The sequence below is a fragment of the Bacillus sp. JJ1566 genome (genome assembly GCF_036962685.1).
Taxonomy (GTDB): domain Bacteria; phylum Bacillota; class Bacilli; order Bacillales; family Bacillaceae_L; genus Ferdinandcohnia.
In genome coordinates this window covers 63,921-89,093 of sequence record NZ_JBALOP010000029.1, presented here as the reverse complement: position 1 = coordinate 89,093, position 25,173 = coordinate 63,921, and the positions used below count along the sequence as shown (strand labels likewise).

Genomic DNA, 25,173 nt, shown 5'->3' with positions numbered 1-25,173 from the left:
AGCCTCCGATTTGCAAGAGAGTACCCAGTTCTATTTCAGGATTTTGTCATGAATCAAAACAAGTATACCCAAAACTATGATCAAAGTATGGGGCAGGGGTTAATTGAACAAATGAAAGGTGATGAGGATCTGGAAGGCTTTTCTGATGAAGAGCTAATGACCATTCTCTTGAAAATGCGAATCTTTACAACCGGGCTTTCTGTCATGGTGGCGAGTGGAATGCTTCCTGAGGAGTTTAACGAGGAAATGGGAGTTGAGCTGTTAGATAGTATGGCTACCGATGTGATTACATCTGCTTATTTACAAAAGAAAGAGACATAATCCAAAACAAGGGGGATATACCGGCTTGAAAATAATCAAGACATCCATTATTGCTTGTATGCTATTGGTCTTCGTGTTGATTGACAGTCGTTTGTCTTTTGCAGAGAGTACTACTGACTTATCAGATATTGAAACGTTTATGGATGAGTTTTTACAGAAAAAAGTGGACGAAGAACATATTCCGAATATGGCCGTGACCGTTGTAGCTGATGGGAAAGTCATTTTTGAAAAAGGCTATGGTTTTGCGAATATCGAGGAGCAAGTAAAGGTAAATCCAGAAACCACGATGTTTCGAATCGGGTCCGTATCCAAGCTCTTCACGTGGACGGCAATCATGCAGCTTGTCGAGCAAGGAAAACTTGATCTGAACACGGATATTAATCAATATTTAGATTTTGAAATTCCAGCTAGGCTTGCAGTGGGTCCGAATAAGGAGCAACCAAAGCCAATCACTCTCTTAGATTTAATGACGCATACACCTGGATTTGAGGATTATTCGAGTGCCATTTTTAGGCTAACCGCTGAAGAAATGCCTCCACTTGGTCAATATGTACGTGAATATCGACCTGAACGTGTATTTCCTGTCGGTGAAGTGCTTGCCTATTCAAATTATGGTACGGCTTTAGCGGGGTATATTGTCGAACAGGTTTCAGGTATTCCTTATTCCGAATATGTAGAAGAGAAAATTTTTAAGCCTCTTGACATGAACCACAGTACGTTTCAGCAACCATTACCAACGGATTTTTCTACGAATCTAGCACAGGCCTATAGATATATTGATGGAGAATTTAAAGAAGGAAGTTTTGAGTTTGTACCTGGTGCTGCAGGGGGAATGAGTAGCACGGCAAATGATATGGCAAAGTTTATGCAAGCCTATCTAGAGGGTGGAAGTTTCAATGGAAAAAGGATTCTAGAAGAGGATACCGTTCAGCATATGTTCCAACAACAGTTTACCCATCATGACCAATTAGATGGGATGGCTTTAGGGTTTATCGAAAAAACAATGAATGGCAAACGAATTCTTAATCATGGGGGAAGTACGGCACTGTTTGATACGGGACTGTACTTATTACCTCAAGAAAATATCGGTCTATTTATCTCGTATAGTGGAAATGACTTTCGGACGCATACAGAGCTTTTTCAGGCATTCATGGATCATTATTTTCCGTTAGATGAGAGTGTAACCGTCACGGCAATGGGTGGAGAGGAATCACGCCAATATGTCGGTGAATATCATCAAAATCGGAAAAGCTATACGAATGAGGATAAGATTAGCAGCCTGATCATGGGAATGATCCATGTCCAATTAGATGATATTGGAGATTTAGTAGTGACCCACAACGGAGAAACCAATCGATTTGTCGAAATAGAACCTGGTATTTACAAGAATACAAGAGAAGGACCCTCGATTGATGCGTATGGTGAATTTCGAACAATTGTCTTTCAAACAGGTCCTCATGGGAATATCATGCTTACCACCGATGGTCCGATGTCTTATTCGAAAGCACCATGGTATGCGTCGAGCGGCTTTACCATTTTATCTCTGATCCTGGTTATCTTATTATTTGCCGGAAGTCTTCTCTATTGGGGTATCAAAGCATTGATACGAAGAAAAAGGAAAAACACTCAACCTAAGTTAGTGGTTTTGGGGAAACGATTGGCCATTGCAGCGGGGCTTCTCCTGTTGTTTTTAGTGGCCAGCATTGGGATATCTGGGGGAGTCGATCCCATCTACCAACTACCAAAAGAAGCATTGGGCATTGTACCTGCATGGAGCCCGCTTTTGAATGTCATTCCCTTGCTTTTAACGATTTTGGGAATTGCAATGCTCATCTTCACGGTTCTCCTTTGGCGGGGAAGATATTCGCGCAAACTTAGCCTGGTGCATTATTCCTTGTTAAGTATGATGATGATGCATCTTGTTTGGACTTTTTGGTATTGGAATTTGTATTAAAGTGTAATGGGGATGGGTTCCTTAGCTTTTTCCCATTGTAAAAGCTAAGATGACTGTCCCAGGGTTACGTAAATATTTATAACTATTTTAAAGGTATTCTTACTATTCCAATCTAAGAAAGAGGAGAATTTCATTGGTAAAGAAGCCGACGAAGGGCCTGATTATGTAGAGGTCATTTGTGTTGATGACCGCTTCGGGGATATGGAATTGGAATGATGCTCCTAAAAGAAGTTGAAAAAAATAGCACTATAAAAGGGGTATTCAAGAGAATAGTATCTTAATTTTGGTGCCTGATCCTCAGTGTGGTAATTCATTACCTTTTTGAGAGTCAGGCCCTTTTTATCTTGGATTTCAAAATAATAAACTCGGTCGGTATGGTGTCTTCAATTTATGTACGTGCTTTTCTTCTGAGGAGACAGTTGAACAGTCTCCCATGTTTCCTGGTGAAACTGAAAAAAGGAAAAACCTAACACGTGTTTGTTGTGTTTAAAATTGTTTGTAAATGTTTATTTTTGTTTATTTAATATTGACACTGAGATCGTACTTGTGGTAATAATTGTAATAGTTAGAATATTAGAGAAAAAAGGAGATGTTTATTTATGAGTATTATCCCTAGAAAGAATAGGTTATTTTCAACAGATGGTAAATGTTTTGATGTAGCGATTGATCATGGATTTTTTAACGAGTATAGCTTTTTGTCAGGAATTGAATCGATTGAAAAAGCGATAAGAGTAATTGTTGATGCTAATCCAGATGCTATTCAGTTAACACCTGGTCAAGCTGAGATTTTGCAAAAAATCCCCGGGAAGAGCAAGCCGGCACTTGTAATTAGAACTGATGTTGGTAATTTTTATGGGAAGGATTTACCGAGATTTTTATATAGCCAACTAATTGATAATCCTGTAGAAACGGCTGTAAGATTAGATGCTGCCTGTGTAGTCGTGAATTTATTATTATTACCGAACCAACCAGAGCTTCATTATCAATGTGTTAAAAATGTAACAGCATTAAAAACACAATGTGAACGTTATGGAATGCCTTTAATGGTTGAACCTCTTGTTATGCTCCCTAATGAGGTAAGAGGAGGATATATGGTTGATGGGGATATTACAAAAATCGTTCCTCTTGTGCGTCAAGCTGTTGAACTTGGGGCCGATATTATTAAAGCGGATCCATGTGATGATGTGCAAGAATATCATAAAGTAATTGAAGCTGCTTCAGGCAAACCAGTTTTACCAAGAGGTGGAGGTATGGCTTCTGAGGAAGAGATATTAACGCGTACCTATGAATTAATGAAGCAGGGTGCTAGTGGTATTGTTTATGGGAGAAATGTCGTTCAACACGAACAGCCTAAAGAAATGACACAAGCCTTTATGGCAATTGTACATGATAATGCAACACCGAAAGAAGCGATGGAATTTTTAAATGGAGTTAAAAATTAGTATGGATACTAAAAAAATACGTTTTGGAATTATTGGTTGCGGGCTTATGGGTAAAGAATTTGCTAGTGCTGTTTCAAGATGGTGTCATCTAACTAATGTAAATACTGCTCCTGAAATAATTGCAGTTAGTGATATAAACGAAAATGCAATGAGTTGGTTTACAAATAACATTCCTACGATAAAGTATGCTACAAAAAATTATATTGAGTTATTGGAAAATGATGAAATTGACGCATTTTATTGCGCCGTTCCGCACAATCTGCATAAACAAATTTATATAGACATTATTAATTCTGGAAAGCATTTACTTGGCGAGAAACCATTCGGAATCAATTTACAGGATAATCTTGAAATCTTGAAATCCGTTGAAAGAAACCCGGATGTTACCGTAAGATGCTCATCGGAAATACCTTACTTTCCTGGTGCATACAGACTCTTTAACCTTGTCAAGGAGGGATTTGTCGATAAAATCATTGACGTTGAAGTTGGATTCTGGCATAGCAGTGATCTAGATCCAAATAAACCTATTAACTGGAAGCGTGTAAGTATAACAAATGGAGAATATGGATGTATGGGTGACTTAGGTATGCATGTTCTCCATTTACCACTCAGACTTGGTTGGAAACCGAAGAATGTTCGTGCATTTCTATCTAACATAGTAAAACACCGTCCAAATCATAATGGAGAACTTGTAGACTGTGATACATGGGATAATGCAATTCTGGCATGTGACGTGGAGTCTGGTAAAGATGAGTTCCCTATGATTATGTCTATGAAAAGAATTGCTCCTGGACATGCAAATACATGGTTTATCAAAGTGAATGGAATGAAAGGGTCGGTAGAGTTTTCGACTCAAAATCCAAAACAATTAAAAATAATGTCATATTCACCCGGGGAAGATCAAGAATGGAGAGTATTAGATGTGCCTCACATTAGTGCTTTTCAATCAATTACCGGCAGTATTTTTGAATTTGGTTTTTCCGATTCAATTCTTCAAATGTGGGCAGCCTTCTGTGAAGAAATTGTATTTGGAAAAAAACAAGATACGCTTCATTGTGTTACACCGGAAGAAACATACCATTCACATGTTTTATTTACGGCAGCACTTGAATCACAAAAAACAGGTAAAACTATCAATTTGAATTATGGGAGTTAATCACAATGTCCAGCGCTAATGGAGAAGTTGAGGTAGTAGTTTCAGGTCACCTTTGTCTAGATATCATTCCAACATTTAAAGAAAAACTTAACCCAAAAGATATATTTATACCAGGTAGGCTTACAGAAGTGGGAGGTATCCAATTAGCAACAGGGGGAGCTGTTTCTAATACCGGCCAAGCTTTGCATAAATTAGGGGTACGCACAAGATTAATGGGAAAGGTAGGAAATGATGAACTCGGAAAAATAATCGTAGACTTAATTCGCAATGAAAATGAATTGTTATCAGAGGGTATTATTATTTCTGAAAATGAGCAAACATCCTATACAATTGTATTAAATGTACCAAATTCAGATCGTATTTTCCTGCATAATCCAGGAACAAATGACACCTTTTTGTATGAGGATATTAAATTTAATCATCTTGAAGATGCGAAAATATTCCACTTTGGCTATCCTCCAATAATGAAAAGTATTTTTGAAAATGATGGTAAAGAACTAGTTGCAATTTTTAAAGAAGTGAAGAGCAGAGGGGTAGCAACCTCACTAGATATGGCGATGCCGGATCCACAGGGCAATTCAGGATTAGTTAATTGGGAAAAGTTCTTGGAAAACGTTCTTCCATACGTAGATATGTTTTTTCCGAGTATTGAAGAAATTTTGTTTATGCTAAATAGAAAAGAATACGAACGTATCACGTCAGCTGGTGATTCTATACCTAATTCCATAGATCCTGAGCTAGTACAGGAGTTGGGAGAACTATTATTAGGGCTTGGTACAAAATTAATTGGAATAAAGGTGGGAGGCTCCGGTTTTTATCTACGAACTGGTACTTTTGAACAGGAAGATAGCTTTAGTAACCTTAGTACTATCAGCAAGTGGCAAAATAGAGAGTTATGGATACCTTGTTTTAAAGTGAATGTGAAAGGGACAACTGGTGCTGGTGATAGCACAATTGCTGGTTTTATTGCTGGAATATGTGAAGAAAATGAGCCTGAGACAACATTACAATATGCAGTTGGAGTGGGCGCTTTTTGTGTAGAAGAAACCTCTTCGACTTCAGGCATTCCAACCATTTTAGAGTTGAAAAAGAGAATTGCTGGTAAATGGGAAAAACATACTCTTGCCCAAAGCTTAGAGAGATGGGAGTATTCCGATGAGTATGGTCTATGGGTAGGTCCCAATGATGGTATATAATTACTATAGTTAAGCTTATTTAGACTTATGATAAAGGTTTATATACATCAGAAAGAGGTGAGGCAAATAGAGATTACGAATATAAGACATGCAAAAATGAAGGAATTTATTGTGATGAACAGGACTGTAACTGTACACCAGTTGATGGAGAAATTCGGTGTGTCCGATATGACAGTGCGCAGAGATTTAGCTTCTTTAGAAGAATATGGATACATAAAAAGAGTTCATGGTGGAGCAATCAATATCACCGATGTCGGGGAAGACATACCGTTATCTGTCAGAGAGGACACGGGTAAATACTTAAAAAAGAGAATAGCCAAAAAAGCTGTTTCATTTATTAAAGAAGGTGATGCCATTTTTTTAGATGCAGGGACGACAACGCTAGAAATTGCGAATGAATTATTGAATAAAAAAAAAATAGTTGTGATTACAAATGGAATTAATATCTCACAAGTCTTAACTAAAAATGTTGACCTTCAAATTCTTCTTGCTGGAGGGGAAGTAAGACACTCTACCCAATCTACAGTTGGCGCAGCGACAATTGAGTACCTAAAAGGTTTTCAGCCTGATCATGCATTTATTGGTTGCAGCGGTATATCCTTTCATAATGGACTTAGTAATTCTAACATAGAGGAAGGCTATATCAAGCAGGCTGTCATTGAGATATCAAAGGAGGTCCATGTAGTAGCCGACTATACAAAATTTGAAAAAAATCGCTTTAATAAATTTGCCTCTCTTGAAAATGTAGACACAATTATTTCTAATAAAGAAATAAAAACTGAATATGAAACTCAATTTAANNNTTGCTAATTTTGGTTTAATGCAAAATCGTAGATAATATATAAAACAGGTGGCTTTTCAGCTTATACTATTTTAGCTGAAAAGCTTTTTTATTTGTGGGAATATGAATTACTAGGCTTTTGTCATAATTCAGTTGTGACAAACCTATGACATCTTTAACTATCATTCCTAAACTTGTTCAATTTATAATGAAAGCGTAATCAATATTTAAAATATTCTAAAAGGGGGAATAAATTTGATTAAGAGTAAGTGGTTTAAAAGTGTAATTTTTCTAGTGCTGATTACTTTGCTATTAGCAGCATGTTCTCAAGGAAGTAGTCAAGAACCTGTCAACACTAAGGCGAAGGATTCAGAGAATATTAATACGGATGTTCAAGTTGAAGCACCATTTGATGGATGGGTAGAAGGGCTTCCAAAAATTACTGCACCAGAGGGCTTTGACTGGAAACAATATGAAGGTGTTGAACTAAATGTAATCACAGAAAATACACCTCCTTCATCAGCACTAGCTGCAAATATCCATCTATTTGAAGATATTACAGGAATTAAAGTAAATATTGAACAAAGTGATTTAGCAACAGTTGTAGAGAAGGTTAGTCTTGACTTTAATGCAAAATCTTCAAAATATCATGTTATTTATGCAGACCCTTATCAAATTCTTGCAAAGCATTCAAAGCATTTTGTAGATTTAAATGCATTTATTAATGAGCCTACAATGCCAGGTGTACCAGGCGGTATTGAGGATTTCATCGAAAGTCAGCTTATAGTTGATGGGTATATGACGAATGAAGATGCATTATATGCTCTTCCATATGATAACCCTACAATGGTACTTGCATACAGAAAAGATGTTTTTGAAAAATATAAAGACCAATTCATGGAGGAAAAAGGATTTGATTGGACACCTGGTCCAAATTTAACATGGGAGCAATATTATGAAGCTGCAAAATGGATCACTGAAAAAGCTCAGGAGGGTGTTATTACAGAGGTTAAATATGGTGCAGGTCACCAAGCCATGCAACATGATTCACTCATGAATGATTTTAGTAACATTTTAGCATCTAACGGCGGGGATTATTTTGAGGATACTGAATTAGGTAGTATCGGAAAAACGAATCCTGGGAAATCAGCAATGGATTCAGAAGTTGCGGTGAAAACAGCTGAGTTTTATAAAAAATTAATTTCAGTTTCTGCACCGGGAAGTACTTCTTGGGATTGGAATGGTCTAGCAGAGGCATTTGCAGCAGGTGAAGTTGCATTAGCACCGGAATGGCATGAGTTTTCATCTACATTTGAAAATCCAGGCTCATCAAAAGTAGCTGGAAATGTAGGCTGGTCTATACTTCCTAAAGGTGATGTAAGACACGCGCATTCTTTTGGTGGAACGGGAATCGGCATTAATAAATATGGAAGTGATGAAGAAATAAAGGCAGCATGGTTATTCACAGTTTGGGCTACTTCCCCACAAGCTCAATATATGATTTTAAAATCGGATGCAGGCGGTTCAACGCCAACTCGTCATTCTGTTTATGATTTACCTGATGTTCAAAAGGGCATGCAGCCTGGAACTGAAGAGTCAAAACAAATGCCTAACCTTCTTCCAATGCCTGCAACATTAGAAGCCTGGAAAGAAGATAATGTGTATATGCGACCAAAAATCCCGCAATGGCCACAAATTGATACATTTATTTTTACAGAACTATCAAAAATGTTAGCTGATTCACAGCCTCCACAAAAAGCGGTTGAAGAAATTGCTAAACAGAGTAATCAAGCTACAGGAAATTAATTGAGAATGATAGGGATCCACTGTGATCCCTATCTGTTTATAGGAAACTAAGGAGAGGAGTAGAACAGCTTGAATCTTCAAACGAATATCAAAAAAAAGATCAACGAAGAAAGAGCTTTGAAGTCTAATAAAGGAAACTCCTTAACAAATATATTTAACATAAAAAATTATAAGACAGAGCATTGGATGATTCTTCCGTCCATTATTCTTTTAGCTATTATTAGTATTTTCCCTTTTCTTTATTTGATATATGCAAGTTTTATGGATTACATGATCTCTATTGATCAACCTGTATTTAATGGTATATCAAATTGGAAAAAAATTATGTTAAATGATACATTTTGGAGTTCTTGGGGACGGACCGTTATTTTTGCAGTCATGGGTTTATTTTTAGAATTGCTATTAGGAATAGCGATGGCAATCGCAATCTATGAACTACCTAAAGGTAGAAATTTAGTTGTCACTTTATGGATGATCCCCATTTTTGTAGCACCAGTTGTAGCAGGTTTATTGGGAAGGTTTCTTCTAAATTCTACATATGGTCTTTATGCTTGGATTCTAGGACTTATTGGTATTGATATTCAAATTCTTGGAGATATAAAGACCGCATTGCCAGCTGTCATCTTAATGGATGTTTGGGAATGGACACCTTTAATTACTATGATAGTTCTTGCAGGACTTCAATCCTTACCTAAAGATCCTATTGAGGCTGCACAAGTAGATGGTGCAAACTATTCCCAGCGTCTTTTCTATGTTATTTTCCCTCTTATTTCAAGAACTGTATTAGTAGCACTTTTAATTCGCTCAATGGATATTTTACGTTTTGTTGATACGATAAAAATTTCGACTGAGGGTGGACCTGCAAATTCTACTAAAGTAATAGGCTATTATTTAATTGAAGTTGCCTTTAAATTCCAAGATTTTGGAGCGGCTGCAGCACTTGGGTTAACAATGTTATTCTTCACAATATTTCTTGGAAGAAAATTTGTCAACTTCATGGCGAAAGGGGATTAATGAGTGTCAACACACAGGACGAAAAAGATAATCAAATACACTGCTCTTTATACTTTTGTGATTTCAGCACTTATATGGGCACTCCTTCCTATCGTATGGATGGTGATGTCCTCAGTAAAAACGGAAGCAGGAATGTTTTCTATGCCTCCAAAGTTTTTGTTTAAGCCAAACTTTGAAACCTTCTTATATATGTTTTCAGAAAGGGGGAATTTCTTTAGTTATTTGAGTAACAGTTTAATTGCAAGTGTAGCTTCCACAATGATTTCACTAGTTCTTGGAACATTAGGAGGTTTTGCATTGGCAAGGGGTAACTTTAAAAATGAAAGGGGCCTTTCATTTTGGATTATAAGTACGAGAATGGCTCCTATACCAGCTGTTATTTTACCATTATATCTCCTATTCTCTAAGCTGGGGTTAATTGGTACTATGCCTGGTCTTATTTTTGCGTATACCACCTTCAATCTACCGTTTGCTTTATGGATGATGATGGTATTTTTCAAAGAAGTTCCCATAGCCTTGGAAGAGGCTGCGATGATTGATGGATGCAGTAAGTTCCAGGCCTTCTGGAGGATTGCACTGCCACCAGCTGCACCAGGCTTAGTTGCAACTGGCATTCTTTGTTTAATGTTCTCTTGGAATGATTTTATGTTTGCATCGATTTTCTCTGGGCATGACACCCAAACAATACCTGTAGCTACATCTTTGTTAATAACGCAGACGGGTATTGCATGGGGCCAAGCAATGGCAACAGGTACAGTAATAATTACCCCAATGATCATTGCTGGACTTGCTGTTAGAAAATATTTAGTACAAGGCTTATCTATGGGAGCTGTGAAATAAGTATTTACACAGAAGGGAGAAGCACGATGAACGTAATAAATGAAAATAAAATTGCAGGTGTTATCAATATTCCAACGTCTATGAAGGCAGCAGTTATGAATAAACCTTTTGAAATCGAAATAATGGACATTCCCGTCCCGAGTGTAAGTGGGAACGATGTGTTAGTGAAGGTCATGGCAGTTGGAATATGTGGTTCAGATATTCATTATTATGAACATGGTAAAATCGGTCGTTATATTGTTGAGAAGCCTTTAATTCTCGGACATGAGTGTGCTGGACTTGTAGCTGCAGTTGGTGAAAAGGTCACAAAAGTTAAGGTTGGCGATAGAGTTGCTATTGAACCAGGGATTACCTGCGGACAATGTGAATATTGCAAAGGAGGAAGGTATAATCTTTGTCCAGAAGTTCAATTCTTAGCAACACCTCCTGTAAATGGTGCGTTTCTGCAATACTTAAAACACCCGGAAGATTTCCTTTTTCCAATACCTGACTCGCTAACATTTGAAGAAGCAGCACTAATAGAACCATTTTCTGTTGGTATTCATGCTGCAAAGCGTTCCAAGATTCAACCTGGTTCAACAGTTGTAATCATGGGAATGGGCCCAGTCGGTCTCACTGCTATTGCAGCAGTCAAAGCCTTTGGTGCATCCAAAATAATCGTTACAGATCTTGAAGAAAATCGATTGTTTGCTGCTAAACAATTAGGCGCAACAGATGTGATCAATGTTTTAGAGAAAGAACCGATTGAGGAAATTTTAAAAATAACAAATGGAAAAGGTGCAGATATTGCTTTTGAGACTGCTGGGAGTCCAAAAGCACTTCAATCAGCATTAGGTTCGGTTAAACGCGGGGGTAAATTAGTTATAATTGGATTACCTCCGCAGGATGAAATAGGACTTAATGTTCCATTAATCGCAGATTCTGAACTCGATATATATGGAGTATTCAGATATGCGAACACATATGAGCAAGGTATTGAGTTTATGCAGTCACAATCTAGTAATCTTCTTAGTTTAGTAACCGATAAGTTTGACCTAGAGGATACAAAGAAGGCTATAGAAAGAGCGAGAACAAACAAAAAGCATAGTCTCAAAGTGATTGTATATCCACATGGTATACCAACAAAATAGGGAGGGAAATACGGTGTCAAATACTTTAACTAAAGTTGATACAATGAAGGCTGCAATCTACAATGGTCCACATAGTATGAGTGTAAAAGAGGTTCCATATCCTTCGCCAGGAATTGATGATGTGACAATAAAAGTTCAATGCTGTGGGATATGTGGTACTGATTACCATATTTTGGAGGGCGATTTTATTTCGCCCTATCCTCTTATTGGAGGACATGAATTTTCTGGAACAATATTTGAAGTAGGTGAGAATGTTTCAGGTTGGAATGTTGGAGACCGTGTTTCAGTGGACCCATCTATATACTGTGGAGAATGCTATCACTGTCGAAACAATCAATTTAATCATTGTAAAAACTGGAATGCGATAGGTGTCACGGTGAATGGTGCCTTCGCAGAATACGTGAGAGTGCCTGCAAAAAATTTATATAAAATAGATGATGAATTGTCCTTTGAGGAAGGGGCATTAGTTGAACCTATGTCTTGTGTTGCGTATGCTTTGGAAAGAACTAACGTCAATTTTGGTGATAAGGTAGTAATTTTTGGAGCGGGACCAATGGGACTTATGCTGGTGCAGGCGTTAAAGGTTAGCGGCGCATCTGAGGTTGTGTTGGTGGATGTTTCTGAGATTAAATTAGAAATGGGCAGAAATTTGGGTGCTTCATCTACGGTAATTAGTGATGAAAAATTAACAGATAAAATTGGTAAACAAAATTATCCGAACGGATTTGATGTTGTTGTAGATGCAACAGGAATTCCATCAGTAATAGAAGGAATGTTTGCATTTGCCGGTCCAGGTGCAAGAATTCTTCAATTTGGTGTTGCACCGAATCATTCAAAAATCACCATTAGTCCATTTGAGATATACCATAAAGATTGGAATTATCTTGGAACTATGGCTCTTAAATTTAATTTTTACAAAGCACTTTCTATGGTTGAAGGGAGAAGGGTAAATGTAGGACCATTAGTAACTAATAAGATAAGTTTAGAAGAGTTTGTCTCCTACATGTCCAAGCCAAAAAGAAGTACTGACTGTAAAGTATTGGTTTATCCATCCCTCTAAATATGGAGGAAAAACCTAAGCACGCATTCAATAGACATAACTCGTTCCCCATTCTATCTACTTTAATTAAGAAAATTAGTAGGTTATAATTAATTTATTAGAAAAAATAAAATTTTTAGAATAATAATGAGGGGTAAAATTATGGGGAACGATCATTTAATAAGCTCTAGACAAGAAAGCCTTTTAAGAACTATTTTATATGCTTCACATCCCGTATCCTATCACCAACTATCTGAGATTTTTAAATTAAGTACCAGGACAATTCACCGTGAAATTATATCTTTAAAAACAATATTTAATGGCTATGATTTAAAACTAGTAAAAAAAATGGGTTCGGGATTGATTATAGAAGGACCAATTGATGAAAAAGTAAGACTTGAAAATGATTTAGTGAAGTCAAAAAAGATAGTCGTATTTTCTCAGGAAGAAAGGCAAGATGGTATTCTTTATCAATTGTTACTAAGCTCTGAACCGATTAAATATTATGTGTTCAGTGATAAATATGGAGTAAGCGAAGCAACTATTAGTAGTGATTTGGAAAAATTAGATCCATTTTGTAAGTTGTTTAATATAGAAATCCATAGGAAACCAGGGATTGGTGTGTTTATTGTAGGAACAGAGCAAGATAAAAGAATGGCTTTATCAAAATTACTACATAAAGATATTACATTTGAAGAATGGTTTGAGTTATTTCAGCTTTCGAATCAGGAGGAAGGAAACATAGAAGAGAAGAACACGGGTAAAATACTTTCTGAAAAATTGCAGAAATTTATTCCAACTGAAAATATTCTCCTCATCGAAAAGATCATTAAAGAGGCAATTGAATCGGAAACGTTCATTCAACTATCAGATAGAAACTATGTTAATTTAATTGTCCATCTGTTATTAGCTGTTGAAAGAATCAAAAATAATAATGAACCAAATGAGGAATGGGACCTACAAACGGAAATTAAATTAAAGAAAGAATATGGGGTTGCTGAAAAGATTGTAAAAAGATTAGAAGAGTCATTAATGATTAAGATTCCTGAAACGGAAGTCGGATATATAACCCTTCATCTTTTTGGTGCTAATTCCCTGAATGAAAAAAGTGACTTTAAGGAAGTTGAGATAGAATGGTACGACCTCACAAGGAGTTTTATTAAAGAGGTTGAAGGATATCTATCCATAACACTAAGCCATGATTTATCCTTGTTTGACGGATTACTTGCACATCTACTTTCTGCAATTAATAGACTTAAACTTGGACTACAAATTCACAATCCAATGCATAATGAGGTTAAACAGAAGTTTCCTGATGTGATAGATGCATGTCAAAGAGCTTCTCAGTTACTTTCTAAAAAGGTAGGCAGGGAAATTCCTGAAGATGAAATTGGATATTTGGCAATCCATATCGGTGCTTCTATTTTACGAATGGATGAAGCAAACGGCAATTTTATTGAGGCTATTATTGTGTGTGCAAGCGGGATGGGGACATCCAAATTTTTGGCTTCTAAAATTGAAAAAGAGGTAACCGGTATTCGAGTTGCAGAAATTTTGTCCGTAATCGAGTTGAAGGAAAAGTTAAGTGCGATTGGCAAAAATATGTTAATAATCTCTACAATTACGATACCTTTTCTGGACGAGCAAAATTATATAACCGTTAGCCCGTTACTTCACGAAAGGGAACTTGAACTCATTCAAATGAAGCTAAATTCATTTCCAAAAGTATTTGCTAAACAGACGACCAATGATACGAATTCTATGATTGAATCTGCTAAGTATGGAGAAGGCATGATACAAATTCTCCGAAACTTTAAATTAGTAAACATTGTTACGAAGATACCTTCGATTAAATCTCTTTTAACAGAAATATTAAAAGAAATAAAGATTATTGAAAATAGAAAGGGTTTCTTAAAGGACATTGAAAAGAGAGAAAAACGGGGAAGTTTTGTTTTGAATCAGTTGGCATTACTTCACACCAAAAGTCAACATGTCAATGAATTGTTGGTTTTAGTAATAAGGTTGAAACGACCAATTCAATGGACATCTGGAGAAAAAATTCAAACTATTCTTTTATTAGGAGCCCCGTTAAATTCCCCTAAAGAGCATATCGAAATTCTTAGTGAAATAAGTGCTAATTTAATAGAAGAAGCTTTTATACAAACATTACTTAATCAACCGGAAATTGTTGTGAAAGAGAAAATAGAAGTAATATTATCTAACTTTTACTTTGAGAAAGTAAAAAAGTTTGTAAAGGAGCCTTCTATAAAATGAGAAAGTTTGGGCAATTTTTAGCTGCTATGGTTTACCAGAATTTAGCGGTAATAATTGCTGTTGGGATTATCAGGGAGATGTTCGGGATTTATGGTTATTTTTATAATGATAGAATTATCCTCCTTGTAAATCCAATCTATGAAACCCTTTTGCCAATTCTTTTAGCGTATACTGGCGGGAGACTAATTGGTGGTCAGAGGGGAGCTGTCGTTGCATCAATTGTGGTTTACGGCTTGACCTTGTCTAGCTCGGTCCCAATCATTATTGGTGCTATGATAATTGGTCCATTTTCAGCTTGGATCATCCATAAAATTGAAACTCTGATTAAGGAGAAAATTCCAGTTGGATATGAATTGCTCATTACCAATTTGATAACAGCTTTGGTAGGGATTTTATTAACGATAGCATGCTTTCTTTATGTAGGGCAAACATTATCTTTTGGTATTAAAACATTAAACAGTTTTCTTCAAAGTTTTATATATTCTGGCTGGCTACCAATGATGGCTATCATTATTGAGCCTGCAAAAGTGTTTTTCTTTAATAATTTTATAAATTACGGAATTCTAAGTCCTCTCGGTATTCAACAGGCAAAAGAGCTTGGAAAATCAATCTTTTTTCTTTTGGAATCAAATCCTGGTCCCGGATTAGGTATATTACTTGCATATTATGTAAGAACGATTAAAGAAAAAAGGCGTACGATAAAATTATCTGTTCTAATCCATTTTGTTGGTGGAATCCATGAAATCTATTTTCCTTATATACTTAGGAACTGGAAACTACTCATTGCTGTTATAGTTGGCGGTATATCTGGCAACTTTATTTTTCAACTATATGGGGTAGGCTTGGTATCGTTACCATCGCCTGGCAGTATAGTGACCATTGTAGCAATGAGTCCAAAAATTGATTTGTATTATGTTTTATTAGGGATATTAGTTTCTATAATATTTTCATTTCTACTATCGTATGTGATTTTGGGTAAATCATTGGTGGATTCTTCAGAAGAAGAGTTTGAAAAAGAACTTGAAAATATTAAAAATCTCCAAGGAATTGACCGATTTCCGTTGTTTACTCCAAAGAAATCCAGTGAAGAGTCTTCAGAATGGGAGCAACTTCAAGGATTTGACTATAATAGCAACCAACAAGTTAAAAATATTGTTTTTGTTTGCGAAGCTGGAATTGGTTCAAGTGCTATGGGGGCTGCTATGCTTAGAAAAAAGTTAAGAGAAAATAACCTTACTGTTGAAGTTACAAATTCAGCTTTACATGATGTTCCGGTAGATGCGGATATCATCATTTGTCATAATACGTTTTATAAATCAGTACGCAAAGCTTATCCAGAAAAACAGTACTATGCTCTACATTCATTTACTGATATAGAAGAGTATAATAATCTAATCTCATTAATTAAATCTAGTAAACAATTTCATTATCATTCATAAAATGTATCCGATTGCATATATGAAAAGCTGGAGTGGAATAGCATGAAAATTACGTTAGGGATTTCAACCGGTTTTACAATAAAACGATGGACTAACCCAACATATTGGGTACCGCTAATTAAGGAGGAATTGGGGTTAGATCTAATTCAGTTTTCTTTTGACCAGCTAGACCCAAGGTCAACTAAAGCAGCAGTTGACGAATATTGTAATTGTGTTGTAAATCAATGTAATAAATATGGTTTAGAGATTCACTCTACTTTTACTGGCTTGTCCATCTATTCTCATAATTTGCTTTACCATCCGCTCGAAAATGGGAGAAGAGATGGTATTGATTGGTTTGAAAAATCCTTTGAGATTACAAAAATTCTAGGGTGCCACGCAACTGGTGGACCAATAGGAGGTATGGATATCCATACTTTTAAGTATGAAGAAGATTATACACACATAAAAAAATGCGGTGAGGAAGCCCTTGTTTATCTTCTGAGAAAGGCAAAACAGAACGGAATCATTGATTTTTACTGGGAGGCCACCCCGGTTGAGCGTGAGGGGGCTATTACTATAGAAGATACAAGGAGATTTATTGGAAAAATCAATAATTTGGTCGGCGAAGAAGGAGCGAAATTCTCACTTTGTTTCGATATGGGACATACAACAAATCCATCCTTAACTTCTCAAGAAAAAGATCCTTATTTATGGATTGAGAAACTAAGCGACACCATTCCGATTATCCACCTTCAACAAACGGACGGGAAATTAGATCGGCACTGGCCGTTTACAGAGAAGAATAATAAAAAGGGAACGGTTGATGCATCGAAACTTGTAAAAACGTTAGAACATATCGATAAGAAAGAAATAGTGCTACTTTTAGAATTAGGTCATCCTTTTGAAGAGAATGATGATCTTGTTTTAAAAGAAATAAAGGAAAGCGTAGAGTATTGGAAAAATTCTTTAAAGGAATACATTTCTTAACAAGATAGGGATGAATTTAATCGTGAATGATTTAAAAGAGTTAATGCTTATAGAGCTAAAAACAGCATTTTCATCCATTAATGATGAAAAAATAAATAGATTCATTACAGAAATTTGTAATGCAAAAAAGATATTTGTTTATGGATTAGGAAGAGAATTTTTAATGCTAAAAGCATTTGCAATGCGATTGATGCATCTTGGTTTAAATGTTCATGTTGTAGGAGATGTTACAACACAAAAAATTACTCGTGGTGATCTATTTATCACAAGTTCGGGTACTGGATATCTTTCAACAGTCGAGGCTTTATTAAAAATCGTAAAAAGTGAAGAGGCGAAAATTGTTTTTATTACAGCATCGGAATCTTCTCCTTTGGCGCAATCCGCTGACCTTCTAGTCATAATTGATGCTCAAACAATGAGGGATGGTATAGATAATCGAACATCCCCCCAGCCTATGGGTGCCTTATTTGAGCAAGCGCAATTATTGTTATTTGAGTTAATTGTTGTGAAACTCAAGGAAGAACTTCGGTTTCCTGAGGAAAAAATGGAGGAATTGCATACAAATTTAGAGTAAATGTTAGTTAATTCCCTGCGGAGCCAAAAGCGAGAAAATTGTTTCAGATTCAAGCAGATATTTTGATTCGAAAATTACTAAAATATTGACAGAACTGGCCGGAATCGGAGCGGCTATGCCACCGGTGTCTATTAAAAATTCCCCTCAACTCACGTGTTGGGGGGGAAGAAACCTTTTAAACATTGAGTATAATCCGACCACGCCCATGTCCTTGTTGGCTTAGTTTATGTGCTTCATGTGCCTTTTCTAACGGAAATTTTTTTGAAATTAATATACTAACCTGTTTCTCAATGATCATTTGAGAAATGGTTTGAGAAATAAATTTAGTTTCTTCTGAAGAAGGGATAGAAAACGGTTTTACTGGCTTTAGCCCAAACATTTTCACTTTTTCAACTGATGGGTCTTCTATTAGCGACAGAAGTTTTCCTCCCTTTTTTACAACGGCCCATGAACGCTCTAACGTATCTCCTCCCACGGTATCAACAACTAAATCCACATCCCGGACAATTTTGTCAAATGATTCAGAAGTATAATCAATGACAGTGTCAACTCCTAATGAGTACAGAAAGTCAATATTTTCTGCTGAACAGGTTGAAATGACATGTGCACCTTTCCATTTGGCCAATTGGACAGCAATCATGCCGAACCCACCAGCTCCCCCATGAATTAGTACCTTTTCACCTTTCTTTAATTCTCCTTCACGAAATATGGTTAACCACGCGGTCACGGCGCTTCCTGGTATTGTGACGGATTCATCAAAGGTTAATGCAGCAGGCTTTAGAATAAGTCCTTCTGCGGATGCCACTGTATATTCAGCGTATGTTCCAAACAGGCTTCGACCAAATACCTCCTGTCCTTTGTATAAATCATGTACATCTGAACCAATTTTCTCCACGGTTCCCGCGAATGATGACCCGGGAATATAAGGGAAACTTGCAGGGCGACTTTCTTTAAAGTACCCTTGGCGATATTTCCAATCATACGGAAGAACTCCAGCTGTATGAACATGAATTAATACCTGACCAACTTCAGGATTTGGAATAGGAACCCTTTCTAGTTTTAGTACTTCTGGACCGCCGTATTGGTGGACACGAATTGCTTTCATTAACTGAGGTAACATGACGGATCAAATCCTTTCTTAAATGAAATTCACTTTTGTATGAATGTATTAAAAAGTCTTTGTTCAGGCCGATATACAAATTTGTACAATAAAAGCAAATTCAACAATGTGAGTACAAAAAAACCGAAGTATATATTACTATAAATCCCAGATTGTCCAAGTGCGGATAGTGGATTTATAGGAGGCAACTTGTCAAATTCAGCTACTTTGGTAATGACAGTGCCACACAGGGCAATTGATAAAAAATTCGACAAACTATATACACCCATCCCAATTCCTGAAGATTCTTGTGATAGATTTTTAGACACCCAATTGGCTAGTGATGGTTGCATAAAAATATATCCGACTTCTGTAAGAATCAAGAAAATGGAGATACTCCAAGATGTGTATCCTGCGAAAGTGGAGAGAGAGAGAAAACCGATACTAAGTACAATGATAGATATTGTAAATACATAGCGATTTCCTTTTTTGTCAGCCAATGATCCACCATATTTCCCTAACAGGGCGGATACGATTGCACCAGGAACTAATAGAAATCCAATCCAATGTCCCTCTAATCCATAAACTTGGTTGAATAGTATAGGGGTAATTAGGAAAACACCAAAATTGGTAGAGGTATTAATTGCACCCATTATTATTCCATGACGATAGGAAGCATGTCGAAATAGATGTAATGGAATAAATGGATCTGCCTTTTTCTTTTGTTGAATAAGAAAGAAAATAAAGAAACATAAACCTCCTAAAAGCAACCATAAATTCAATAGGGTAATAGCTTCCATTAAACAAATAATGAAAGCAATTATTAATCCTGCACCTGAAATATCTATTCTTCCATTTTGTTTATGGACTTCGTTAGGTAACCATTTACGAATAAAAGGTAATGTTAGTAAGCTGAACGTTGAGAAAAGAAATAAATATCTCCAGTGAAAATATCCAGTGAGAATCCCGCCCAAAATAGGACCAATCACCCCTGAAAATGCCATGGTGGACGCGATAATACCCAATGCTTTGCCTCGACGTTCAGTATTAATATAGCGAGCGGGTATCACCATAGCTAAAGAAGGGATAGAGGAAACTCCGATTCCTTGGATAATTCGCCCAACAATCAAAATTGGGTAATTTGGCGTAAAAAAACATAAGATGGAACCGAATGAAAACATGAGCACTCCAAACGATGCCAGATTTCTTATCCCAAAATAATCCGCTAACTTTCCATAAATAAGGGCACCGAGAGCAGAAATGATACCAGATACGGTTACAACCCAACTCGTAGTGGAAGTAGTTATTCCAAATTGAGCCGATATATCAGGTAAAGCCACGTTCAACATATAACTATTGATTATTGCAAATGGAACAAGCAAGCAAAGCAAGCGAATGATTCGAGTTTCTTGTACAATTGATAATTCCACTTTACCTTTCCTCCATTATTTCGGATTAGTGATAACTTCATTTTACGGTTCAGAATATATAATTAATAATGTATATTTGTTTATACAATCATAAGATTAAGCTTATGAAAGAGGAGTGTTCAAAATGGATTTACTTCAACTAAGGTATTTTCAAAAGGTTGCAAAGTTACAGCATTTGTCACAAGCAGCACAAGAATTGTATATTACGCAACCTGCTCTTAGCCAGACCATCGCGAGGTTAGAAAAAGATATTGGTGTACCATTATTTGATCGCCAAGGGAGACAGATTTCACTTAATGAATATGGGAAAGTTTTTTTAAATAAAGTGGAAGTTGCACTGAACGCATTGGAAGAGGGACGAAGGGAAATTGTGGATATGGCAGGATTAGAGCGAGGAACTGTTTCTATAGACACAACTTTTTTACCGTATTTTTCTGATGTAATAAACTCATTTCGATGCTCATATCCTGATGTCCATTTTAGAATTTCACAAGTCTCCACGTTAGAAAAGAAGGAACAATTACTCGAAAATGGTGAAATTGATTTCAGTATTTCTTGCAAACCAATTGAACGAAAAGGGATTCGCAACTTACCAATACAGACTGAAGAAATTTTACTCGCAGTCCCCCTCTCACATCGACTTGCAAATCAACAGAATACCACGTTGAGTGAAATCGCCAATGAACCTTTCATCCATTTTAAGAAGGGGCATTCATTCCGGGAAACTACTGATGAGTTATGTGAAAAGGCAGGTTTTACCCCGAATGTTGTATATGAAGTGGATGAGTCAAAAACAATAAAGGAATTAGTTAACTCAGGTCTCGGAGTGGCCTTTTGGTTAGAAACTTTATTAGAAAGAGAGAATCTATTTCATCCTTTATACATTCAAGAACCAGTTTGCAACCGAACCTATTATTTGTCATGGTCAGAAAAGCGATATTTATCTTTAGCAGCTCGTACGTTTCAAGATTTGCTGATTCAGCATTATAAAAATTTATAGATATAAGGTGGCATCTATAATTCAATTTGCTACAGTAAAGCTTAAATAGATTTAAAATTGACTTCACTTTTATTCCCCATAGAATAACGCTTTTTTGGTAGCGGCTCTCTCTATGTCCCTAGTGTGGCATGGCAGAGGTGGCTTGAAAAAAAGCAACACCTGACACTCACATGACAATATTAAGTGTACCTGTTTGACCTTGGTCACTAATATCAACCAAAAGTAGAGAAATAAGATAGTTTATATAAAATCCTGCCTTTCTTATGTGCTAAACGGTAAGAATAGGTATTTTAATCCTATAAAAAAATGACCATGGGTTTTTAGAGGTCATATTATCTAAAATAATGAAAGATTGTGATAAGGAAATTTGTGGTACCGTTTTGTTTGAAGTAACTCCATGAATCCATTACTATAAAATTGTATTCAAATTACATAGGAGGGGATTTAGATGGCAAACGTATGCTTTTTACTTGCGAATGGCTATGAAGATTCAGAAATGAAGAACCCTTATGATGCAATGAATGAAGCGGGTCACAAAACTGTTGTGGTAGGAATTGAAAAAGGTGCTGAGCTTAAAGGGAAGAAAGGAACGGTTTCTTATACGTCTGAACTTTCCATAAGTGAAGCGAAGGCTGATAATTATGATGCGGTGATTATCCCTGGCGGCGGAGCTCCAGAGGCACTTCGTGTCAATGATGAAGTCGTTCAATTTGTAAAACTAGCTAATGAACAAGGTAAAGTGATTGCAGGTATTTGTCATGGCCCACAAGTAATGATTAGTGCCGATATCCTAAAAGGGGTACAGGCAACATCTTATATTGGAATCCGAGATGATTTGAAAAACGCTGGATCTATCTTTTTAGACCAAGAGGTAGTGGTTGACGGAAATATTATCACGTCTCGTACACCTAAGGACGAGCCAGCATTTATCAAAGAAATTTTAAATAAATTATAAGTTCGAGGGTCTCTTCAAGTTTATGAAGAGACCTTTTTTATAACCTTGATAGAAAATAGTTCGTAATTACATCGCATTATTTTTCTTTTAACATTGCATACTTTCGATAAGCTTTATAGTAACTGCTACTAAAAAGAACAACCAGAAGTACGGGAGACAACTTCAAAAGGACAAATGGAGTTTCAAATAAAAATGCCTTCCAAAATAATGAACCCTCCATACTCCAAAGACCTTCATGATATAATTCTGAATCCTTATCAGTCATAAAAGAAAAGGCTAAAGACAGCATAATCGCCCCCAACCAAAATGAATAACCCATTAATCTTTTATAATAATTACTCCTTGATTGGCGATCCGAGAAGATTTCATTTTGATCATCAGCTTCTTTTTGCCAATATCGAATAACACTAAACCACGGGCCATTTATATAAATCCATCCGAAGTCTTCATAGATTCCTTTGTAATCTTCTAACTTTTTCTTTGATAAATAATCTTGATAATCCAGTCGGATCACATATCTTTTGTCTGTTTTTTCGAAAGTGTATATTCCCCATCCACTAATATTTGTGCAACGATAGCCTTTTTGTAATTGCTCGTTCAGCCATTGCTCCTCTTTTTCAATATAAAAAAATATCTTAAATTTCTTCATTCGACTCACTTCCTTCGTAGAGGGATAAAATATGCCTTAACCTGTTTTGTTCGATTTTCAAAATGGCTCTTCCTTCTGCAGTTATCATATAAACTTTTCTCCGACCTGACTCGCCGACAGGTTCAATCCAGCCATGCTTATTCAAGTTTTCAATGGCACCGTATAATGTACCAGCTGCTAAAATAACAGTACCGTTACTTATCTGTTCTATCTTCTGCATGACGGCATAACCATGGAGTGGCTCACGTAGAGCTAATAAAATATAATGCATGGTTTCTGACAACGGTAATAATTTATGTTTCATCTCTTCACCTTCTATTCAGTTCGACTATATAGTTCAACTTAATGATAAGGTAATACAGTTCAACTGAATAGTCAACAACATTTTCAAAAATAGAGAAAAAACAATCTAAAAAGGTCGCTTTCCTTATGTAAGGGAAAGCGACCTTTTGTGTAGCCTTATTCAATTAAATGACCCGATTGTGGAAGCAGTAATCTACTTACAGCAAGCCATTGTTAATGAATCAATATATTAATAACCGTATTCCCAGTCAATTGTTTCCTCATACCAAACGACATTATCAAACGGTTCAAAGTGGATTTCATTGTCATTAATGATACATTGACTATTTTTAAAATCTCCTAGACTTACTAGATCTTCATACACATCATGTTCAACGTTTTCTAATACTGTAACAGATTGATCCTTATTGATTAATAATGCTGTACCTTTCATTCCCTTGCACCTTCCTTGGAAGATATATTTTTAACTCAATTACAGTATATCTCCATTCGGTATCTCAAAGGTATAATTGTGAAAGGATTCACAAATCCTTCATAATTATGTTTGAAAACTTGTAACAATCTAGCCACATATATTAATGGTAAAAAGCTCTACCGTGTGCAGTTTAGATACTATATCAGAAGGAATCAATAGAACTTAAAGAAGTGCTAGTGATATAGGGTATTGTTCATGTAGTTGGCACTAGTACTCAATGATCAACTTTACATCCTTGATGAACGCAAAAGGGGCAGGCACAATTATTTGTGAATGAATTTAGGGTGAGTTGCAACGGGACGAAGTGAAATTCATATTGTCCTGGCGACGCAGGACAATAATACCTTTTTCGTATTGGAAGAATATTTATTTTTTAATTTACGAAAAATACAGAATATTCAGTTGACAACTTGTATATCATGTATTAATAATTAATTATCGAGGCAATAATCCATTATCATGATAAAGATTTATTTTCATTGCCGCTAGTAAATAGTCCACTTTGCAAAGGAGGTGATTAAATGGTAAAAAAAAGTGCCTCAGAACTACTTCAGAATTATATCCCAATTGTTGAGTTTTTAGGTAGTGTAATGGGGCAACACTGCGAAGTCGTTTTACATGATATCAGAAATCTTGAAAACTCCATTATTGCCATCAAGAATAACCATATCAGCAATCGGAAAGTCGGAGGTTCTATTACAGATTTGGCGTTAAAAATCCTGAAAGAAAAGTCATATGCAAGTAAGGACTTTCTAATCAATTATGCTGGTAAAACGCAAGAAGGAAAAATTGTGAGATCATCCACATTCTTTATAAAAGATCTTAATGGGGAGGTTATTGGTTTGCTTTGTTTTAACATGGACGTTGGATCCATGATTGAAACGAGGAATCTTCTTGATAATATCATTAATGGTTCACCTCAGGTTGGTGCAAACGGCTTACAATTAAATGGCAAAGAACCTGGAGAATGTGATGATACATTTGAAGACTTACATACATCCATTGAAGATCTAACAACATCGATTATTTTAAAGACCCTTTCAGAGGTAGATATCCCTCCTGGACGGATGTCATCAGATGAAAAAATGGAGATCGTTAGTAAACTAAATGAAAGAGGCGTTTTCTTAATAAAAGGGGCTGTTTCCGAAGTAGCCATGAATTTAAAAAGCTCAGAAGCCACGATATATAGATATCTACAAAAAATCGACATTAAACAATAGTCTATATTAAAGAATTTGCTCATTTACCAAAAAAATTGAAGAATTACGACGAATATTATCTGAATATATAAAATATAGAGAAAATAAAGAAAATTACATTGACAAGT

22 protein-coding genes and 1 pseudogene are annotated in these 25,173 nt (G+C 36.1%); 18 read left to right on the top strand and 5 right to left on the bottom strand.

Going from position 1 to position 25,173, the window contains the following annotated elements:
* The 15 genes and pseudogenes from V7112_RS13185 to hxlB form a co-directional block, all read left to right on the top strand.
* Nucleotides 1-321, top strand: a pseudogene (locus V7112_RS13185) (TetR/AcrR family transcriptional regulator); the annotation flags it as partial.
* Between the two features lie 25 nt (nucleotides 322-346).
* The gene (locus tag V7112_RS13180) at nucleotides 347-2,275 is read left to right on the top strand and encodes a serine hydrolase domain-containing protein (RefSeq protein WP_335420347.1); all 1,929 of its coding nucleotides are present in this window, start codon (nucleotides 347-349) and stop codon (nucleotides 2,273-2,275) included.
* Nucleotides 2,276-2,874: 599 nt separating this feature from the next.
* Nucleotides 2,875-3,717, top strand: a complete 843-nt coding sequence (locus V7112_RS13175; protein WP_335420345.1) for a class I fructose-bisphosphate aldolase — start codon at nucleotides 2,875-2,877, stop codon at nucleotides 3,715-3,717.
* Between the two features lies 1 nt (nucleotide 3,718).
* On the top strand, nucleotides 3,719-4,873 hold the full coding sequence (locus V7112_RS13170; RefSeq protein ID WP_335420342.1) for a Gfo/Idh/MocA family protein: 1,155 nt from the start codon (nucleotides 3,719-3,721) through the stop codon (nucleotides 4,871-4,873).
* A gap of 5 nt (nucleotides 4,874-4,878) precedes the next feature.
* Nucleotides 4,879-6,069, top strand: coding sequence for a carbohydrate kinase family protein (locus V7112_RS13165; RefSeq protein ID WP_335420339.1), 1,191 nt, complete (start codon nucleotides 4,879-4,881; stop codon nucleotides 6,067-6,069).
* A 27-nt stretch (nucleotides 6,070-6,096) separates the two neighbouring features.
* A complete protein-coding gene (locus V7112_RS13160) occupies nucleotides 6,097-6,879 on the top strand; it encodes a DeoR/GlpR family DNA-binding transcription regulator (protein WP_335420336.1) in 783 nt (260 codons plus the stop codon).
* 226 nt (nucleotides 6,880-7,105) lie between these two features.
* Nucleotides 7,106-8,656, top strand: coding sequence for an extracellular solute-binding protein (locus V7112_RS13155; protein WP_335420333.1), 1,551 nt, complete (start codon nucleotides 7,106-7,108; stop codon nucleotides 8,654-8,656).
* Nucleotides 8,657-8,725: 69 nt separating this feature from the next.
* The gene (locus V7112_RS13150) at nucleotides 8,726-9,670 is read left to right on the top strand and encodes a carbohydrate ABC transporter permease (RefSeq protein ID WP_335420330.1); all 945 of its coding nucleotides are present in this window, start codon (nucleotides 8,726-8,728) and stop codon (nucleotides 9,668-9,670) included.
* A 3-nt stretch (nucleotides 9,671-9,673) separates the two neighbouring features.
* Nucleotides 9,674-10,510: a carbohydrate ABC transporter permease gene (locus V7112_RS13145; protein WP_335420327.1), complete on the top strand. Its 837-nt coding sequence runs from the start codon at nucleotides 9,674-9,676 to the stop codon at nucleotides 10,508-10,510.
* Nucleotides 10,511-10,536: 26 nt separating this feature from the next.
* A complete protein-coding gene (locus V7112_RS13140; protein ID WP_335420323.1) occupies nucleotides 10,537-11,640 on the top strand; it encodes an NAD(P)-dependent alcohol dehydrogenase in 1,104 nt (367 codons plus the stop codon).
* Nucleotides 11,641-11,653: 13 nt separating this feature from the next.
* Complete coding sequence (locus tag V7112_RS13135) at nucleotides 11,654-12,700, top strand: zinc-dependent alcohol dehydrogenase family protein (protein ID WP_335420319.1); 1,047 nt, start codon at nucleotides 11,654-11,656, stop codon at nucleotides 12,698-12,700.
* Between the two features lie 141 nt (nucleotides 12,701-12,841).
* Entirely contained in the window at nucleotides 12,842-14,953 is a 2,112-nt protein-coding gene (locus V7112_RS13130; RefSeq protein WP_335420317.1) for a BglG family transcription antiterminator, read from the top strand.
* The gene (locus V7112_RS13125; protein WP_335420314.1) at nucleotides 14,950-16,392 is read left to right on the top strand and encodes a PTS transporter subunit EIIC; all 1,443 of its coding nucleotides are present in this window, start codon (nucleotides 14,950-14,952) and stop codon (nucleotides 16,390-16,392) included. The genes V7112_RS13130 and V7112_RS13125 overlap by 4 nt, the downstream gene beginning before the upstream one ends.
* 42 nt (nucleotides 16,393-16,434) lie before the next feature.
* Nucleotides 16,435-17,361, top strand: a complete 927-nt coding sequence (locus V7112_RS13120; RefSeq protein WP_335420311.1) for a sugar phosphate isomerase/epimerase family protein — start codon at nucleotides 16,435-16,437, stop codon at nucleotides 17,359-17,361.
* Nucleotides 17,362-17,383: 22 nt separating this feature from the next.
* A complete protein-coding gene (gene hxlB, locus V7112_RS13115; RefSeq protein ID WP_335420308.1) occupies nucleotides 17,384-17,935 on the top strand; it encodes a 6-phospho-3-hexuloisomerase in 552 nt (183 codons plus the stop codon).
* A 175-nt stretch (nucleotides 17,936-18,110) separates the two neighbouring features.
* Here the strand turns inward: hxlB and V7112_RS13110 are convergent, their stop codons facing one another.
* Together V7112_RS13110 and V7112_RS13105 are read right to left on the bottom strand one after the other, a co-directional pair.
* A complete protein-coding gene (locus V7112_RS13110; RefSeq protein ID WP_335420305.1) occupies nucleotides 18,111-19,055 on the bottom strand; it encodes an NADP-dependent oxidoreductase in 945 nt (314 codons plus the stop codon).
* Nucleotides 19,056-19,084: 29 nt separating this feature from the next.
* The gene (locus V7112_RS13105; RefSeq protein ID WP_335420303.1) at nucleotides 19,085-20,464 is read right to left on the bottom strand and encodes an MFS transporter; all 1,380 of its coding nucleotides are present in this window, start codon (nucleotides 20,462-20,464) and stop codon (nucleotides 19,085-19,087) included.
* A gap of 124 nt (nucleotides 20,465-20,588) precedes the next feature.
* Between V7112_RS13105 and V7112_RS13100 the strand changes: the two genes are divergently transcribed.
* Nucleotides 20,589-21,464 (top strand): LysR family transcriptional regulator, encoded by an 876-nt coding sequence (locus tag V7112_RS13100; RefSeq protein ID WP_335420301.1) that lies wholly within the window; start codon nucleotides 20,589-20,591, stop codon nucleotides 21,462-21,464.
* A gap of 448 nt (nucleotides 21,465-21,912) precedes the next feature.
* On the top strand, nucleotides 21,913-22,419 hold the full coding sequence (locus V7112_RS13095) for a type 1 glutamine amidotransferase domain-containing protein (protein ID WP_335420298.1): 507 nt from the start codon (nucleotides 21,913-21,915) through the stop codon (nucleotides 22,417-22,419).
* Between the two features lie 76 nt (nucleotides 22,420-22,495).
* On the opposite strand, the gene V7112_RS13090 is transcribed toward V7112_RS13095, so the two are convergent.
* From V7112_RS13090 to V7112_RS13080, 3 genes are all read right to left on the bottom strand, one after another.
* Nucleotides 22,496-23,068, bottom strand: coding sequence for a DUF2812 domain-containing protein (locus tag V7112_RS13090; RefSeq protein WP_335420295.1), 573 nt, complete (start codon nucleotides 23,066-23,068; stop codon nucleotides 22,496-22,498).
* Nucleotides 23,055-23,372 carry a PadR family transcriptional regulator gene (locus V7112_RS13085; protein WP_335420292.1) on the bottom strand — a complete coding sequence of 106 codons (318 nt, stop codon included), beginning with the start codon at nucleotides 23,370-23,372 and terminating at the stop codon, nucleotides 23,055-23,057. The genes V7112_RS13090 and V7112_RS13085 overlap by 14 nt, the downstream gene beginning before the upstream one ends.
* 228 nt (nucleotides 23,373-23,600) lie before the next feature.
* Nucleotides 23,601-23,804 carry a hypothetical protein gene (locus V7112_RS13080; RefSeq protein WP_335420289.1) on the bottom strand — a complete coding sequence of 68 codons (204 nt, stop codon included), beginning with the start codon at nucleotides 23,802-23,804 and terminating at the stop codon, nucleotides 23,601-23,603.
* A 563-nt stretch (nucleotides 23,805-24,367) separates the two neighbouring features.
* Between V7112_RS13080 and V7112_RS13075 the strand changes: the two genes are divergently transcribed.
* Nucleotides 24,368-25,066 (top strand): helix-turn-helix transcriptional regulator, encoded by a 699-nt coding sequence (locus V7112_RS13075; RefSeq protein WP_335420287.1) that lies wholly within the window; start codon nucleotides 24,368-24,370, stop codon nucleotides 25,064-25,066.
* Nucleotides 25,067-25,173 lie beyond the last annotated feature (107 nt).